General features: G+C 61.4%; 13 protein-coding genes. 5 read left to right on the plus strand and 8 right to left on the minus strand.

Features of this window, described 5'->3' with window-relative positions; genetic code table 11:
• Nucleotides 1-137: 137 nt before the first annotated feature.
• Complete coding sequence (locus tag IAE77_RS30475; RefSeq protein ID WP_294235392.1) at nucleotides 138-386, minus strand: transposase; 249 nt, start codon at nucleotides 384-386, stop codon at nucleotides 138-140.
• A 690-nt stretch (nucleotides 387-1076) separates the two neighbouring features.
• Between IAE77_RS30475 and IAE77_RS30480 the strand changes: the two genes are divergently transcribed.
• Nucleotides 1077-2357 carry an MFS transporter gene (locus IAE77_RS30480; RefSeq protein ID WP_294235394.1) on the plus strand — a complete coding sequence of 427 codons (1281 nt, stop codon included), beginning with the start codon at nucleotides 1077-1079 and terminating at the stop codon, nucleotides 2355-2357.
• A gap of 31 nt (nucleotides 2358-2388) precedes the next feature.
• On the opposite strand, the gene IAE77_RS30485 is transcribed toward IAE77_RS30480, so the two are convergent.
• Entirely contained in the window at nucleotides 2389-3258 is an 870-nt protein-coding gene (locus tag IAE77_RS30485; RefSeq protein WP_294235396.1) for an adenylate/guanylate cyclase domain-containing protein, read from the minus strand.
• 110 nt (nucleotides 3259-3368) lie between these two features.
• Between IAE77_RS30485 and IAE77_RS30490 the strand changes: the two genes are divergently transcribed.
• Nucleotides 3369-3653, plus strand: a complete 285-nt coding sequence (locus IAE77_RS30490; RefSeq protein WP_294235398.1) for a hypothetical protein — start codon at nucleotides 3369-3371, stop codon at nucleotides 3651-3653.
• Nucleotides 3646-4188, plus strand: coding sequence for an NUDIX domain-containing protein (locus IAE77_RS30495; RefSeq protein ID WP_294235399.1), 543 nt, complete (start codon nucleotides 3646-3648; stop codon nucleotides 4186-4188). Before IAE77_RS30490 ends, IAE77_RS30495 begins: the two co-directional genes overlap by 8 nt.
• A gap of 634 nt (nucleotides 4189-4822) precedes the next feature.
• Here IAE77_RS30495 and ispG read toward each other — a convergent pair.
• The 5 genes from ispG to rseP form a co-directional block, all read right to left on the minus strand.
• On the minus strand, nucleotides 4823-6715 hold the full coding sequence (gene ispG / locus IAE77_RS30500; protein WP_294235401.1) for a (E)-4-hydroxy-3-methylbut-2-enyl-diphosphate synthase: 1893 nt from the start codon (nucleotides 6713-6715) through the stop codon (nucleotides 4823-4825).
• 108 nt (nucleotides 6716-6823) lie between these two features.
• Nucleotides 6824-8512: a glycosyltransferase family 4 protein gene (locus IAE77_RS30505; RefSeq protein WP_294235403.1), complete on the minus strand. Its 1689-nt coding sequence runs from the start codon at nucleotides 8510-8512 to the stop codon at nucleotides 6824-6826.
• A gap of 28 nt (nucleotides 8513-8540) precedes the next feature.
• Nucleotides 8541-10145 carry a serine/threonine-protein kinase gene (locus IAE77_RS30510; RefSeq protein WP_294235405.1) on the minus strand — a complete coding sequence of 535 codons (1605 nt, stop codon included), beginning with the start codon at nucleotides 10143-10145 and terminating at the stop codon, nucleotides 8541-8543.
• 90 nt (nucleotides 10146-10235) lie between these two features.
• The gene (locus tag IAE77_RS30515) at nucleotides 10236-11414 is read right to left on the minus strand and encodes a glycosyltransferase family 4 protein (RefSeq protein WP_294235407.1); all 1179 of its coding nucleotides are present in this window, start codon (nucleotides 11412-11414) and stop codon (nucleotides 10236-10238) included.
• A 12-nt stretch (nucleotides 11415-11426) separates the two neighbouring features.
• Complete coding sequence (gene rseP, locus IAE77_RS30520) at nucleotides 11427-12950, minus strand: RIP metalloprotease RseP (protein WP_294235409.1); 1524 nt, start codon at nucleotides 12948-12950, stop codon at nucleotides 11427-11429.
• 197 nt (nucleotides 12951-13147) lie between these two features.
• Here rseP and IAE77_RS30525 point away from each other — a divergent pair, with 197 nt between their 5' ends.
• Nucleotides 13148-13918 carry a DUF3313 family protein gene (locus IAE77_RS30525; protein ID WP_294235411.1) on the plus strand — a complete coding sequence of 257 codons (771 nt, stop codon included), beginning with the start codon at nucleotides 13148-13150 and terminating at the stop codon, nucleotides 13916-13918.
• A 139-nt stretch (nucleotides 13919-14057) separates the two neighbouring features.
• Nucleotides 14058-14558, plus strand: coding sequence for a YMGG-like glycine zipper-containing protein (locus IAE77_RS30530; protein ID WP_294235414.1), 501 nt, complete (start codon nucleotides 14058-14060; stop codon nucleotides 14556-14558).
• Between the two features lie 57 nt (nucleotides 14559-14615).
• Here IAE77_RS30530 and IAE77_RS30535 read toward each other — a convergent pair whose 3' ends face one another.
• Nucleotides 14616-15077, minus strand: coding sequence for a RidA family protein (locus IAE77_RS30535; RefSeq protein WP_294235416.1), 462 nt, complete (start codon nucleotides 15075-15077; stop codon nucleotides 14616-14618).
• Nucleotides 15078-15080: the final 3 nt, after the last annotated feature.

A 15080-nucleotide genomic window follows, 5' to 3' on the forward strand; every position in this document is an offset into this window, starting at 1 on the left:
ACTGCTCGCTTTCGCCGCTGTCATCGATTGGATGCAGCCGCTCAAGAGGTTTTAAAACACTGCCTAGCAAAAAGATGGCGAAACGCCAAGCTGGAAGGCCGGTGGCCAGCCTCGTGGATAATTCGCCCCCTGCGTCTTCAGCCATTTGGAAGATGACTTTTCACGTCTTCCACCGCCTGGGCCAGGGTGACGGTGCGCCCCAGGTTGAAAAGGCTGTGCACGTGGTCCGCCACTGACTGGGTGAGCACCGCCGGCGAGTTCCGATTCGCCAGAACGGTCGCCATGCAGGCGTGCAGATCAGGACGCGCCTCCGCCGTGAGATACGGAAATCGTTCCTTCGTGGAGAAGATCAGATGGATGTGGAGGTTGGCGAGGGATTGGGGCATGGCTTCGGGAGCTTCAGGAGTTAGGCCGCCCTTTCAAGGCTCCGAGCTTTTTCACGCTGTTCAAGGTCAACCCGCAGCAAGCTTCTTGAGCACCGGCAGGCTGAACGCCCATACGATGCCGTTATCTCCCGACACCTCAACGCACGGGCCTCCCACATCCAGCGCTGTCCTCGTCAACCCCAGATGTGCGCCCCCTGCATCTTTCAGCAGGCGACCAGCCACGACAACGAGTCAGAGGCGCGACTTGCGTGCGCTATGTCACGCGCTTCCTGGCCTCGAATCACGCAGAGCGCAAGCAGCCGGGTTTACAGCTTGGTAGTCGCATAGAACAATCCACAGCGGGCATTGAGCCAATGCCAACCGAACAAAAAATAAAAGCACCGTAACAAGCTCCTTGGAGCAGAGGCCCAGTGAGCATGCGTCCTTACCCTCCGAACGTGTCAGCACAAGGTCCTTCCACCATCCCGTGCTCGTTCCCAGCAACCGCTCAGGGAGGCTTGAAGGATTTTTCACCAACCTCCGGCACACGAACTGGGTTAGGCACGCGACTTGTCCGGCTAGGTCGCGTGTTCCATGATCTCCAGTCGCGCAGAGCGCAAGCTGTGAGGAAAGCATCAAATTCCCTCGGATTCGCCAAGGAGCGCTGAAAAGCTTGCCATTCCCGATGGGCTGCGAAAGACTCGCGCCCGCATGAGCCAGCCAGCCTCTCCCGAAATCAAGCACCTGCGCGATCTCTCGCCGCACCAATGGAAATCCGGCATCGCCGCGTGGCTGGGCTGGTTGTTCGACGGGCTGGACATGCACCTCTACACGCTGGTGTGGACGGTGTTCGTGGCGCAGCTCATGGATCTGCCGCAAGACGCTCCTGACGTGGGTGTGAAGGGCTCGATCATTCAGGCGGCCTTCCTGGTCGGCTGGGCGGTGGGTGGCGGCTTTTTCGGCCGCATTGGCGATCTCCTGGGCCGCAGCAAGGCGCTGATGCTCACCATCCTCACCTACGCGCTCTTCACCGGCCTGTCCTTCTTCGCCACGGAGTGGTGGCACCTGATGCTGTGCCGTTTCCTATCCGCCCTCGGCATTGGCGGCGAGTGGGCCGTGGGGGCGTCGCTGCTGTCTGAAACGTGGCCGAAAAAGTGGCGTCCGTGGATCGCGGCGGTGCTGCAAAGCGCCGTGAACTTCGGCGTACTGCTCGCGGTGCTAGCGCACTGGATTCTGTCCGGCCAGGAGCCGCGATATCTCTTCCTCGTCGGCATTCTACCCGCATTGATCACGGTATGGATCCGCAAGGCGGTGCCGGAAACCGACACCTGGGAGGAAGCGCGTGGCAAGCAGGCCGCGCCACGTGTCAGCGAGCTGTTCGGCCCGGCTGTGCGCAGCACGACCTGGCGTGTGCTGATCATCTGCGGCGTGTCTTTGACCGCGCACTGGGCCTTCCTCTTCTGGCAGGCGAAGGTGGTGAGACAACTGCCTGAGGTGATGGCGATGACGAAACAGGGCCAGGCCGAGGCCTCCGGCGCGGCGCTGATGTGGATCATGTTCGGCTCCATCATCGGGAACTTCATCGCCGGCGGTCTGGCGAAGCTCATGGGCTATCGCAATACCATCTTCTGGATGCTGCTGGCTTACTTCGCCATCATGTTCGCCACCTTCTACTGGACGTGGAGCTGGAATGCCACGCTGTGGCTGTTCGCTCTCATCGGTGCCTGCCAGGGTGTGTTCGGCCTGTTCACCATGTGCCTGCCGCCGCTGTTTCCCACGCTGCTGCGCACCACCGGCGCTGGATTCTGCTACAATTTCGGCCGCATCATCGCCGCCGCCGGCACGGTGTTCTTCGGCGTCTATCAGACCATCCCGGACGTGCGTGAAGCGATGCTCGCAGCCAGCTGCCTGTTTGTTCCGGCCGCCTTCATCTCCCTCATGCTGCCCTCCGAGCCGGAGCAGGCGGATGGTGAGGCCAGTCCGGTGGATTGAGCCGAGAAACGCGGTCGCCTGGGGGCGCTGATCAGCCCCCGGTTGCGTAGAACTTGTGGCTGCCGGAAAAGCCCTCCACGCCGCACTCACCGACGAAGTGAACTTCGTTCTCGGCCTTCATGCGGGTCACCGCCGCTTCGCTGAAGAGGACGTTTTGTTTGAGCGTGGCGGCCACTTTCTCGATGCGGAAGACGAAATTCACCTCCGGACCGTGCAGGTTCAGCTCGTTCATCGTCGGGACCGTGCCCAACGCGGCCGCGCCGAAATGCAGCACCAGCCGGAACGGCGGATTCGTCTTCAACTGCGCCTCGTACAGCCTCGCCACGGCCTGGCGCACCTGGATGGCGCTGTCCGGCGTGTGCTCCCAGTAGCAGAAGAAACCGTCACCCAGATATTTCGACATGTGGCCGCCGCAGTCGTCGATGATCTGCCGGCAGTTTTTGAACCAACTGCCCGTCATGCGCGGAAACTCCGCCGTCGGCAGCGTCTGCGCCAGTTTCGTGGACCCGATGATGTCGGCCACCATCAGCCAGCACTGCGCCTGATGAATCTGGATCATCGTCGAGGCCATGGCCTGCCGGCCCGCTGGGTGCATGGCGCTGAGGATTTCCGTGGCGAATTCGAGCTCATGCATCGCGATGCGGATCATGTCGCCATTGTGAAGGCGCACGGACTGCGAGATGCGGCGGCCGTTCACATAGGTGCCGTTCGCGCTGCCGAGATCCACCAGCCAGAACTCACGCTCTCCCTGGGCCTGGATGATGGCGTGTCGGCGGGAGACCTCGTGCCCGGCCAGGGGCAGGTTGTTGTCCGGTGAGCGTCCGATGCTGCACGTCCCGTTCAGGTCATGACGCTCCCCGTTGGGAAGGCGCAGCCAGGACTGGAGGAGGGCGTTGCTCATGTGCGTTCGGTCAGGAGGGGCAGTTTGGAGAGAGATGCACTCTGCGCCAACAGACGTTGTGAAGAAATCGCGTCTTGCCAGGTCCTCCCACGCTTTGGCAGCATGGGCACATGCCAGCACCAGATCCGCCGTCTTTTCACACCCTCTTCAATCAAGCGGAGGCAGGCCTGTGGTTCGTCATCGCAGCAGTTCTGGCCATGCGCCCTCCCATGCCGGCGCCGTGGCGCTGGCTGCTGCCGCTGGCGTTTGCCGTGTTCGGCGTTTCCGACCTCATCGAGTCCCGGACGGGTGCCTGGTGGGAGCCATGGTGGCTGTTTGTGATGAAAGCCGCCTGCGCGCTGGTGTTTCTGCTGGCATGGCAATCGCATCGACGGCAGAAGAGGCCGCATGGCTGAGTCCCCCTACAAATTCTGCACGAATTGCGGCTCCAACGAATGGATCAACCGGAGCGACCGCGAGTTTGTGTGCGCTTCCTGCGGCCACCGCCATTTCATCACGCCGATTCCGGCTGCCTGCGCTCTCGTTCTCGACTCCCAGGACCGCCTGCTCGTCATCCGCCGGGCTCATCAGCCAGGCTACGGCCAACTCGGCCTGCCCGGCGGCGTGATCGAACCTGATGAGACGGGCGAAATGGCCGCCTCACGTGAAACCCTCGAAGAAACCGGCCTCGACGTGCCGGCAGACTCCTTCACAGCCCTCGGCACCCTGACAAATCGATACCCTTTCCAAGGCTTCCCCTGGCCCACGATCGATCTGTTCTACCTGGCCCGCGTTCACGACTTCGGCAGCCTCAACCCCGATCCTGGCGAAGTGATGGAAACCTTGATCTGCCCGCTCGCTGAAGTCCCGCTGGACGATTTCGCCTTCGAATCGAACGCCGAGGCCGTCAGACGGCTGCAGGCGCGTCAAACCAGCGCCCGTGTTCTTTGATGAGAACTATCGTTTGCCCTTACTCGTCCGGACTGTTGCAGCACTGAGGCAACTATCGTCGGAGTCGCCGTGGATTATGGCCTATCTCGCTCAATCCTGCGGCGATCAAACTCCAAGTTCATTCGCTTTCTGACGGCACGAGACCAGACAGGACGGTGTGACGTCGGAGGGCCGGCGTGGAAATGAACGGTCAAGTCTCCACACGTGAAGCACATCAGATAGTCGGTGGTGAGCCCATCTCGAACCAGGCGCACACCATGTCGTGGCATGAAGTCACACATCTTCTGAGGTCGATCCACAAACGAGGTGCTCAATAACGAGGCCCAACTCGAAACCTCGTCAGGGTCGGAGACTCGGAAAGATCCCAGGACAGGGAAGTCGTGAAAGGTGGGCAAGCCAAGAAGATGAGCCGATCGGGACGGATAGTTCATGGCTACGTTTCGTGTCTCAACAGGCACCAGGGAATAGATCGTGATCTCGTCTGCGCCTTTGAACTCCCGGGCAGCGGGCGAGCTGCTCCCAACGATGACCTCCGGAAAAACAGCGGCACAGCCGATGAGCAGGCAGGCGGCGAGCGATGAGGCCAGTGTGCGCATGTGGGTTGGGCGGACGCTGGTTGGTTGACTCCCTGGGATCACGCCGCCACGGGCGCGTCAAACCAGCGGCCGTGTTCTTTGATGAGGTCGATCAGGCGCTCGACGGCTTCTTCTTCGGGAATGTTGAACTTCACCGCGGTCTTGCCGACGTAGAGATTGATCTTGTCCGGAGCGCCGCCGACGTAACCGAAGTCGGCATCGGCCATTTCGCCGGGGCCGTTGACGATGCAGCCCATGACGGCGATGCGCACGCCCTTGAGATGGCCGGTGGCGGCACGAATTTTCTGCGTGGTGGTTTGCAGGTTGAACAACGTGCGGCCGCAGCTCGGGCAGGCGACGTAGTCGGTCTTGAAAATGCGCACGCCAGCGGCCTGCAGGATGTTGTAGCTGATGCGCAGCGACTGCCCGGGTGCTTCCTCACCGTTCACGATGACGGCGTCGCCGATGCCATCGCACAGGAGTGAGCCAATGTTCGTCGCGGCGACGAGCAGGTTCTCCGTGAAGTCGTCGCTGCCGGCGGCTTGCAGCGTGTCCTTGAGCAAAATCGGGTGACGCGGCTGCAACTTGGCAGCGAGGAGGCGATACGCAGCGATGACGGGCAGTTTGAGGCCGTCTTTGATCGTGACGAGCTTCGCATCGGTGCCAGCATTGATGCTGTTGATCGCGTCGCCGTCACGCGGGTCGATTTCGGTCACGCCGCTGTCCTCGATGACGATCTCCGGCTTGTAGTCGCCAAGCTTGTCCATTTTGTGGGCCACCGCGTCCCACTTCTTGCGTGAGGTGAAGACGGGCACGGTTTCGTGGCCGCCGACTTTGACGCCGTTGACCGCCAGCACCTGAGATTCGCGACGCACAAAGTCGAAGGGATCGTAGCTGACCGGCGGCGCGTTTTCGATGCGCTCGAACTGCGCCGGCACGCCCTCGTTGTAGGGCTTCACCAATTGCTGGGCGACGGGGATCTCGAAGATCGCGTCTTCGGTCAATGAAACGCGCACCGTGTCGCCGATGCCGTCGGCGAGCAGTGATCCGATGCCGATGGCGCTCTTGATGCGGCCGTCTTCACCGTCGCCGGCTTCGGTGACGCCGAGGTGGATGGGATAATTCCAAAGCAATGACGAATGACGAATGACGAATGACGAAGGCAGCCCGAAGCGCGGATCACATTCGTCATTCGTCATTCGGATTTCGTCATTTCCTTCCCGTTTCCATTGCGCCAGCAGTTCCGCCTTGGAGCACGCGTCCAAATGCGCCACCAGAAGTCGATAGGCCTCGATCATGACCTTCGGATTGCTGGCCTTCATCGAGAAGAGGAAGTTGTGATAGCCCTGTGCACGGGCGATGCGGGCGAATTCGAGGGCGCTCTCCACCATGCCGAGCGGGGTGTCACCCCAGCGGTTCATGATGCGGTCGCTGAGGGAGCCATGGTTGGTGCCGATGCGCATCGCCCGATTCAGGCGGATGCATTCCTTCACCAGCGGGACAAACTGCTCCTCCATGTAGGCCACCTCGGCGGCGTACTCCTCGTCGGTGTATTCTTTGACGGCGAACTTCTTCTTGTCGGCGTAGTTGCCGGGGTTCACACGCACTTTTTCCACCCACTTCACCGCTTCCATGGCCGCGTCCGGCTTGAAATGGATGTCAGCGACGAGCGGCACGTCACAACCAGCGTTGCGCAGGCCGTCGCGGATGTGCTGGAGGTTTTCGGCGATGATCCGCGTCTGCGCCGTGACGCGCACGATCTGGCAGCCCGCCTCGGCGAGGCCGAGCGCCTCTTTCACACACGCGTCCGCGTCACGCGTGTCGCTGGTCAGCATGCTCTGCACGACCACGGGCGCTCCGCCGCCGATCTGCACCTTTCCCACCATCACCGGGCGCGTTTCACGGCACTGGTAGTTGTAGAGATCGTGGCAGTAGCGGAGTTGGGAGATCATGGCGGGCCGTTAGAATGCCAAACCCGGCCAGATTGGCAATCAAAGCCCGCTTTTTCGGCATGATTCACCCTCATGCCCGAAATCGGACACGCGGAGTGGAACCGAAGGTCACGAGCGTTTCGCCACCGAATGACGTGAGTTCGGCTTCCGAGCCAGCGCAGGGGCCAGAACGGCGGAGAAATGGGCGGCCACGGCATCCCAGCGGAACTGCTGCGACCTTACGAGTTTCAGTCCGTCGTCTGCGATGCGGTGGCGCAGGGCACGGTCGCTGTAGAGGGGCTGCAAGGCGGCCACGAAGGGCTCGTGATCGACCAGGGCGGCAGTGGTGTTGATCTCTGGGTTCATCAGAGAACGAGAACACGGCACTTTGACCGCCGCCGTGGCCCATTCGGCCAGCGCTGAGGAGTCCGGGACGATCTGCGGAATGCCGCAGGCCATGCCTTCCATGGTGGTGAGGCCCCAGCCTTCGCCGAGCGTGGTGGAAACCTGCACGTCGAGGCTGTTGTAAATGAGATTGAGGTGATGCGTGCCCTGAAGCTCGCGGATGTCATCGCTGCCGGTGAGCAAGAGGCGGTCCGCAATGCCATGGAAGGCGGCGACGCGGCGCAGGTTCCAGCCGGTGTCTTTTTGGGCACAGTGCAGCAGCAGGAATGCGTTGCTGACGCGGTTGCGCCCCACCCAGTCGGCAAAGATCTCAATCGTGAGGTCGAGGCGCTTGCGGGGCTGGTTGCGGTTCAAATTGCCGACGATGAAGGCGTTTTTCGGCACATTGAGATCCAAAGCACGCCGTGCCTCATCGCGGTTCATCGGCTGGAACAGCCCGGTGTCGATGCCATGCGGAATGACGTGTTTCGCGCCTTTGAAACCGGCTTTCACCGCCTCACGATGACCGTAATCCGTGTACCACACGGCGGCGTGCATGCGGTTCAGCGCCTGCATGTCGGCCGGATCGAGGTTTCCGCCATCGACCGGCATGTAGCCTATCACGGGCACGCCTTTGGGCGCGATGCGTGCGAACTGCGCCACGTTCCACCAGTCGTTGTTGATGATGACGGCGGCAGGATCGAACTCGGCACAAAGGTGTGCGAAGCGGTTCATGCCCCACATGTCTCCGCCCTGCCAGGCAGGCATGACCTCATACGGCAACTTGTGCGCGGTGCCGTCGTAGTTGATGCCGGAGACGACGACATCCCAGTCATGCCGCAAATGATCGAGTACCGCATGCGTGACGGTGGCGAAGCCGGTGGGAACCAGCGCGTCGCCGATCCATAGCAAGCGTGGCTTCCTGCTGATGCGCTGTGACGGGGCAGCCATGAAACGGTGTCTGGCGAGTCCCTGGATGCGGTTGGTCGCCAGGTTCAAGATGGGGCCGCCGGGACCGCTGGCCACCACGGGCAGCCCGAGCGCGGCCGACTTCAACATGACAGCGCCTTTCCTGACGGCGGCTGGCCGCTTTGCCGCCTTGATCGACTTCTTGGTGACCGCCGCCTTCCGGGCTGCGGGCGCGGTCTTCCTGGCAGGTTTGCGCAAGGCTTTGACGGGCTTTTTCGCGGCGGCCTTTTTCATCGGAGGTTTCTTGGCCCTCACGATTCTGTTGATGGCCCTGCCCGGCGATTTCGCCCTTTTCGCCGGACGGGCCGCTTTCACGGATGTCTTTTTCGCCGCCACTTTTTTCTTCGCGCTGACGGCCTTCGTTTTGGCCGCCTTCTTCGCGACGGATTTTTTGGCCTTCGCGGGCTTGTGACGGGAGTTCACCGGACGACTGGATGCTTGGCGCTTTGGATTCCGTGTTTTCATGATGGTGTGGGTTGAAAGAAAGGCTCCGTCAGTCCTCGCGGATGTTGCAGTCTGGAAGGAGGAAGCGCAGTTCATCGACCACGGCGGGGTCCACCACCGTGCCTGGGCCGCCAATGCGCAGCAGCTTGAGCTGTTTGCAGGTGCCAAGCTGCGGGATGGCCTCGCGGGTGACGACGGGGCTTGCCGTCAGATCGATGTTGGTCAGCGAACTCATGGTCGAAAGGACGCTCAAAGCCTCCACGGGGACCTTCAACCCGCGCAGATTGAGATTGCCCACCGTCCCGACCTCTTTGAGCAAAGTCATGAGCTCGCGGAAGGCGGCCTCGTCTGTGATGGGCTGCCGGGCGGAGGCAAAGGACACGCGCCAGATGGTGAACCGCTCGGCCGGCAGGTGGTCCATGTCCCAGATGTCTGCGTTGCCGCCCATTTCGCGCTCGGCCTTGCTTTCCGTGACCACATTCAGGAAACCGCCATTCTCAAACACCCAGCGGGCGAGTTTCACCTGTTCCGCTGGCTCACCGGCCGGAAGGGGCGCTGGCGCACGCGGCGGGGAAGCATTCGCGGCACCGGAGGCGCGGGCATTGATCCATCCAGACTGCCACGCAACCACCAGCACCACGGCCAGCACAGCCACGACGCCAGCCAGCAACATGCCGCGGCGGCGACCCACATTCACCGCACCGGTGACGCAGATCGTGTCAGCATCGGTCGGAATGCGCTCCAAAGGCGTCCCTGGAGGAACGTCATCCGCCTTCCGCGGGCGGCGGAAGTTCTTCCAATCATCGCTGTTCTTCAGCAGCTTCTCCAGCACCTGCGTCATGTCGCTGACATGCTGGTAGCGCTTCTCCGGGTCATTCTGCATGGCGGTGCTGACGACCACATCGATGCGTTTGTCGGCCCCGGAGCGGATGGATGGCGGCTCCCACACGCCTTTGGGCACATGGCCGGTGAAAAGCTCGTAAATCATCACGCCCAGCGAGTAGATGTCGGCGCGATGGTCGATCTTTCCGTTCTGGTCGAGCGCCTCGGGCGCGATGTAGTCGGGAGTGCCCAGGGTGGTGCCGGTGGCGGTGTAATCGACCGACTGCGGGCCGACGACCTTGGCGAGGCCGAAGTCGGCCACCTTCACATTCCCGCGGTCGTCGATGAGAATGTTGGCCGGTTTGATGTCGCGGTGCACAATGCCGCGCTCGTGGGCGAACTGCAGTGCCTCGCAGACTTGCTTGATGATTTTGAGGAGCTGCCGCGCGTCCGGCGACTGCCGCTTGAGCAGCTGCTGGAGGTCCATGCCTGAGACGAACTCCATGGCATAGTACATCTGGCCGTCAGCCGTTTCGCCAAAGTCATGCACGGCGACGATGTTGGGATGATTCAGGGCGGCGAGGGCGTGAGCCTCCCGCTTGAAGCGCTCGGCGAAGCTCTCCTTGTTGCGGTTCACGTGCGGCAGCAGCTTCACGGCGACCACGCGGTTCAGGCTCTTCTGCACCGCCTTGTAAACGGCACCCATGCCGCCGCGGTCGATGAACTCGACGAATTTGAACCCTGGGATCAATGCGTCCAGCTCCTCCATTGAAGGAGGCATGAACGGCTCAAAGTGCACGGCGTCGCCGTCATTGTTTTGGACCGGTTGCATGGGGCGATTTAAGAGCGCCCAGCTGTGATTGGCAAGCAACCTCGGGCCTCAGGCGCAAAAAAACCTCTACAACAGCCTCTGAAAGAGCAACTACGGTGCCTCCGCAGCCTGATAAGCGGCGATCAACTGAGCGACACTGCGCTCCCAGTTCAGTTCCCGCGTCAATCGTTCGTGACCTGCGCGTCCCAGCTTTTCAAGACGGGCTTCGTCATCCAGGAGGCCGAGAATTGCATCCCCGAGCTTCGCCGGACTGTTCTCCATGACGTAAACCGCTCCCTCGCCAGCGGAGAACCGACCTTCCACCGTGCCGAACATGACGATCGGCCGCGCAAAGGCCATGTACTCCAGCACCTTGTTCATGGTGCAGTGATCGTTGTAGGCGTTGATGGGATCGCAGGCGACGCCGAGGTCGATGCTGCGCAGAGCGCGGCACAAAAACTCGTCGCTGACACGTCCGGGCATGCTGATGTGATCTTGAAGGCCGAGTTCATCCCGCAGCGCAAGCAACTCCGCATGCTCCGGGCCGGAGCCCATGAGCAGGAACTGCACGTCGTCGCGCTTTCGTGTTTTGACGATGTGATCGGCGGCGCGAACGAGGTAATCGACGCCGTCGGCATTTCCCATGACGCCGATGTAGCCGACGAGATGCCCTCTGCCGCGGCGGAGTGGTTCATCGGGCTCCACAGCGGTGTTCATGCGGCTGGGGGCGGTGCGCACCACGAACGCGCGGTCGTCCCGCAGCTTTCCGCGCTCCTTCACCGCGCGCAGCACGCTTTGATTGGTGGCGATGACCACATCCGCCAAAGCGAGCGTGCAGCGCTCGGCAAGGCGCACGGCCCAATACATGAGGCCGCGTTTGCCAAATTTCGCCTCGAACATCTCCGGCCAGAGGTCATGCACGTCGAAGATGACCTTCACGCCCGCAAAGAGCTTGAAGGGCAGCGCGACGAGAAAGAGCAGGTCCGGCGGGTTGCACAGATGAATCACGTCGAAGCCGCCACGCTTCCAGGCTTTGACCGCACACCAGAACTCGCCCCACAACGCGGACGCATACTCGGCCAGGAAGCCGAAGACGGACTTGGCCTCGCTGCTGATCCAGTGGCGGTAAATCTGAATGCCTTCGAGGACTTCCTCCGCCTGGGTGTAGCCGCGCATCTGTGGGCAGATGACCGTCACGTCATGCCCCGCATCACGCAAGGCGCAGGCTTCCTGCCAGACGCGTCTGTCGAAGGGAACGGGAAGATTCTCGACGAGGATGAGGACGCGCATGACGGATGAAGATCACGCGCCGGGAGCCGCCTTGGCTGCCCGTTGATCTTTGGGAAGCCACTTGATGTTCAGGCTCTTGCCGTCCTTCGCCGGAGCGCCGAAAAAGTCGCCTGTGTCCTTGAGCGTGACGAAAATGAGAAAGCCGAACAACGCGAGCGCACAAGCGGTCTGCACGTATTCGAGCAGGCGGCCTTGCGGCGGCTTGCGACGGATCGCCTCCGCGATGGCCATCGTGATGTGGCCGCCATCGAGCACCGGGAACGGCATCATGTTGAGGATGGCTAGGTTGATGTTGAAGACGACGCTGAACCACAGCACGAGACGCCAGCCGTCCGGATGCTGGAACAGCTTGTAGTAAAGGCGGCCCACACCGACGGGGCCGCTCATGTGCGCGGGACTGAGGTCGGACTTCGGGGACAGCAGCTTTGAAACGAGGTTCCCCATGTGGCGCACCGCGTCGCTGATCTGCTCCCAGGGTGTGACGACAATCGGTGTGCGCTTGCCTTCCACATCCCAGGCGATGCCGACCATGGGATACGCCTTTTTGTCTTCCGTGAATTCAGCCAGGTTGTTCTCGTCAGGAACTCGCGGTGTGACGGACAACTGGATCATTTTGCCTCCGCGCTCCACATCCAGCATGATCGCTTTGCCAAGGCTGGCCCTCACGTAGTCACCCAGGTCGCCTGTGCTGCGGAGCAGCTTGCCATCGGCGCGGATGATGAGGTCATTCGGCTTGATCCCGGCATCGTCAGCGGGGCTGTTTTTGTGCACCTCACCCACCATCGGCGTCATCTGGCCTTGCAGGCCGACATCGCGAAGCTCGGGGCGCTTGAAGATCGACTGCCACCAGGAGGCCTCCACCGGCTTGTCATCGGATTTGGGCCAGGCTTTCGGATCGACGTCGAATTTGAGGGTGCCCTGGCCAGGCCGCTCCACTTCAAAAGGGATGGTGTCACCTTCACTGGCCACCATGTTCCAGCGCACGCTGTCCACGAGGCCCTCGAAACGCTTCACAGGGTGCCCGTCCACGGCTTTCACGATGTCCCCTGGCTGGATGCCGGCCTTCGCCGCAGGACTGTCCTCCGCGACATAACCGACCGTGGTGGTCGTGTGCGCCTCGCTCTGCGGCTTCCCGACCTGCCAGACAGCCACGGCAAACACACACGCGAGCAGAAAGCTGAACAACGGCCCGGCGAAGGCGACGATGGCTTTGTCCAAGGGTGTGATCGGCGGCAGGGGCTCCTGATTCGTCTCGCCTTCCAGGCCGCCCATCGGTGCCATCTGCGGAAGGGCCACGAAACCGCCCGCCGGAATGCTGCCGAGGCCGTATTCCACGCCGTTGATGGTCTTTTTCCAGAGGGGCTTCCCGAACCAGATGTAGAACTTGTCGATCTTCAGCCCGCGCCAGCGTGCGGCGAGGAAATGGCCCCACTCATGGACGACAATCATGAGGTTGAACACGAGGATCACCTCCAGAATGAGGATGATGAAACGGAGCGCCTCACCAAAGGCGCCGAGAGATGAAAGCCATGCCATAAGAGGAGAAAAACGTCCCTGAAAGCGAGGCGGAATGCCCCGAAACGGGAACGGAAGGCCGGAAAGCTAACACCCCGGCATGACCGGTCAAATGATGCGGGCAAGTTTGTGCCGGAATGAAGCGCGCAGCGCCACAGAGGACAGATGTGAAATATTTGCCAACTCCCACCCTCGCACGTATCCAAACCGCCCGACCCATGACACTGACACGAGCTGCCGTCCTTTTGTTCCTACCCTGGATGATGATCTCCTGCCGCACCGCCAAGAGCGTGGTAGCTGCCGTGGAGGTGAAACCCACCTCGTTCCTGCCCCATGGCTCCGAATTGAAAGAGGACAGGAAACGCTCTCCCTTTCTCGGGAACTGGTGGAACCCGGACCAGCGCGTGCAAAAGGCCGCCGCCGAGGTGAAGCGCATCCACATCGCCCCCGTGGTCACCGAGCACCTGCGTCCGATGAAGCAGAAACTGACCAAGCTGGAGTTCAGCGAGGAACGGCGTGACAAGAAAATGGCCTTGCTTGCCGAGTATGCGCGGGAGAAGTTTATCAGCGCGTTCAAGCATGACAAGAAGTCGCGTTTCAGCGTGGCGGAGGAGCCGGGAAAGGATGCGATGACGCTGAAGCTCTCCATCTTCGAGTGGGAGCCCAACACCATGACCGGCCTCCTCGCACGTGAGGCGGTGGACCTTGTGACCCTGCCGATGGTGGGTGATTTGATCGCCAAACCGGCCCGCGGCGTCATCGCCATCGAAGGCATGCTTGTCGAGCCGAAGACAGGCAAGTCGTTCTTCGAATTCGCTGACAAGGAAGAGGCCAAGACCCTTTTCATCTTTTTTCCGCAGGAGGTGTTTCCCACAGGCCAGGCGAAATACGCCATCCGCGAATGGGCACGCCAGTTCGAAAAGCTGATGAGCACGCCTCCCGAAAAGAAAATCAGGGACAGCATGCCTTTCCAGATCATCGCGTTCTGAGCCCCTGAATGCGGCGTGATTCATAATAATCACAGCCACTCCATGCACGGGGAATTATTCCTGGGGTGAATGAATCTTTCGGCATTGCCAAAGTCGAACAATTGATGAGCTACTTCTGCTCGTCCTTCATTCACCCATCATGAAAACGAAATCTCTTCGACTTGCCGTGCTGGCGCTGGTCGGCGTGTCACTCACCCTGAGTTCATGCGCCTACCCGTACTACAACGGCTACTACGGTGCTGGCCCGAACCAACGTGCCGGCACAGTCTATGGTGCTGCTGGTGGTGCGCTCCTCGGCAGCCTGGTCAATCGACGTCATCCCGTGCAGGGGGCCGTCGTCGGCGGTGTGCTAGGTGGCCTCGTCGGCAGCGCCATTGGTGCTGATGGCGACCGCTATTATTACACGAACCGAGGCCCTTATTACGGACGCTCGTATTACTCGAACACGGGCTATCGTGCGCCGTATTCCCGCTCCTACTACAGCCATCCGTACTTCTCGAACCGCTACTACAGCAGCCCGTTCTATGGCCGCACGCCGTACTACAGCCGCTACAGCTACCGTCCTTGGGGCGGATCGTATGGCTTCGGCCAGCCTTACGGCTGGGGAACCGGCTTTGGCATCGGTTCGATGTGGTATTGACCCGACACTGTCACCAGACCTCGACACAAACCTGCGCTGGCAACGGCGCAGGTTTTTTTAATGCAGTTCGAAGATGCCTTCGATCTCAACGGCGATGTTCCCCGGCAGCGATCCCATGCCCACCGCACTCCGTGCGCCGATGCCGTTCTCCTCGCCCCAAACCTGCGCAAACAACTCGCTGCATCCATTGATGACCTTGGGGTGGTCGGGGAAATCCGGCGTGCTGTTCACCATGCCGAGCAATTTTACGACGCGTTTCACGCGGTCGAGGCTGCCGAGTTCGCTCTTCAGCGTCGCCAGCAGGGCCAGTCCGGTCTGTTTAGCGGCCGCTTTGCCCGCTTCGAGGTCCAAAGCATCGCCAACCCGCCCCAACAGATACTCACCGTCCCCCAAGTAGGGCCCGTGGCCGGAGACATACGCGATGTTGCCGACGATGACGACCGGCTTGTAAACACCGCCGCGTGGGGGTGCGGGCGGCAGTGTGAGTCCGAGGGCGGCGATTTGTTGTTCAGCAGTCATGGC

This window comes from Prosthecobacter sp. (genome assembly GCF_014879935.1).
Taxonomy (GTDB): Bacteria; Verrucomicrobiota; Verrucomicrobiia; order Verrucomicrobiales; family Verrucomicrobiaceae; genus Prosthecobacter.

Coding starts and splice junctions, on each gene's coding strand:
- rseP (WP_294235409.1), bottom strand. CDS start 12,950: ATGGCATGGCTTTCATCTCTCGGCGCCTTTGGTGAGGCGCTCCGTTTC.
- IAE77_RS30515 (WP_294235407.1), bottom strand. CDS start 11,414: ATGCGCGTCCTCATCCTCGTCGAGAATCTTCCCGTTCCCTTCGACAGA.
- IAE77_RS30510 (WP_294235405.1), bottom strand. CDS start 10,145: ATGCAACCGGTCCAAAACAATGACGGCGACGCCGTGCACTTTGAGCCG.
- IAE77_RS30530 (WP_294235414.1), top strand. CDS start 14,058: ATGAAAACGAAATCTCTTCGACTTGCCGTGCTGGCGCTGGTCGGCGTG.
- IAE77_RS30475 (WP_294235392.1), bottom strand. CDS start 386: ATGCCCCAATCCCTCGCCAACCTCCACATCCATCTGATCTTCTCCACG.
- IAE77_RS30485 (WP_294235396.1), bottom strand. CDS start 3,258: ATGAGCAACGCCCTCCTCCAGTCCTGGCTGCGCCTTCCCAACGGGGAG.
- IAE77_RS30495 (WP_294235399.1), top strand. CDS start 3,646: ATGGCTGAGTCCCCCTACAAATTCTGCACGAATTGCGGCTCCAACGAA.
- IAE77_RS30525 (WP_294235411.1), top strand. CDS start 13,148: ATGACACTGACACGAGCTGCCGTCCTTTTGTTCCTACCCTGGATGATG.
- ispG (WP_294235401.1), bottom strand. CDS start 6,715: ATGATCTCCCAACTCCGCTACTGCCACGATCTCTACAACTACCAGTGC.
- IAE77_RS30505 (WP_294235403.1), bottom strand. CDS start 8,512: ATGAAAACACGGAATCCAAAGCGCCAAGCATCCAGTCGTCCGGTGAAC.
- IAE77_RS30535 (WP_294235416.1), bottom strand. CDS start 15,077: ATGACTGCTGAACAACAAATCGCCGCCCTCGGACTCACACTGCCGCCC.
- IAE77_RS30490 (WP_294235398.1), top strand. CDS start 3,369: ATGCCAGCACCAGATCCGCCGTCTTTTCACACCCTCTTCAATCAAGCG.
- IAE77_RS30480 (WP_294235394.1), top strand. CDS start 1,077: ATGAGCCAGCCAGCCTCTCCCGAAATCAAGCACCTGCGCGATCTCTCG.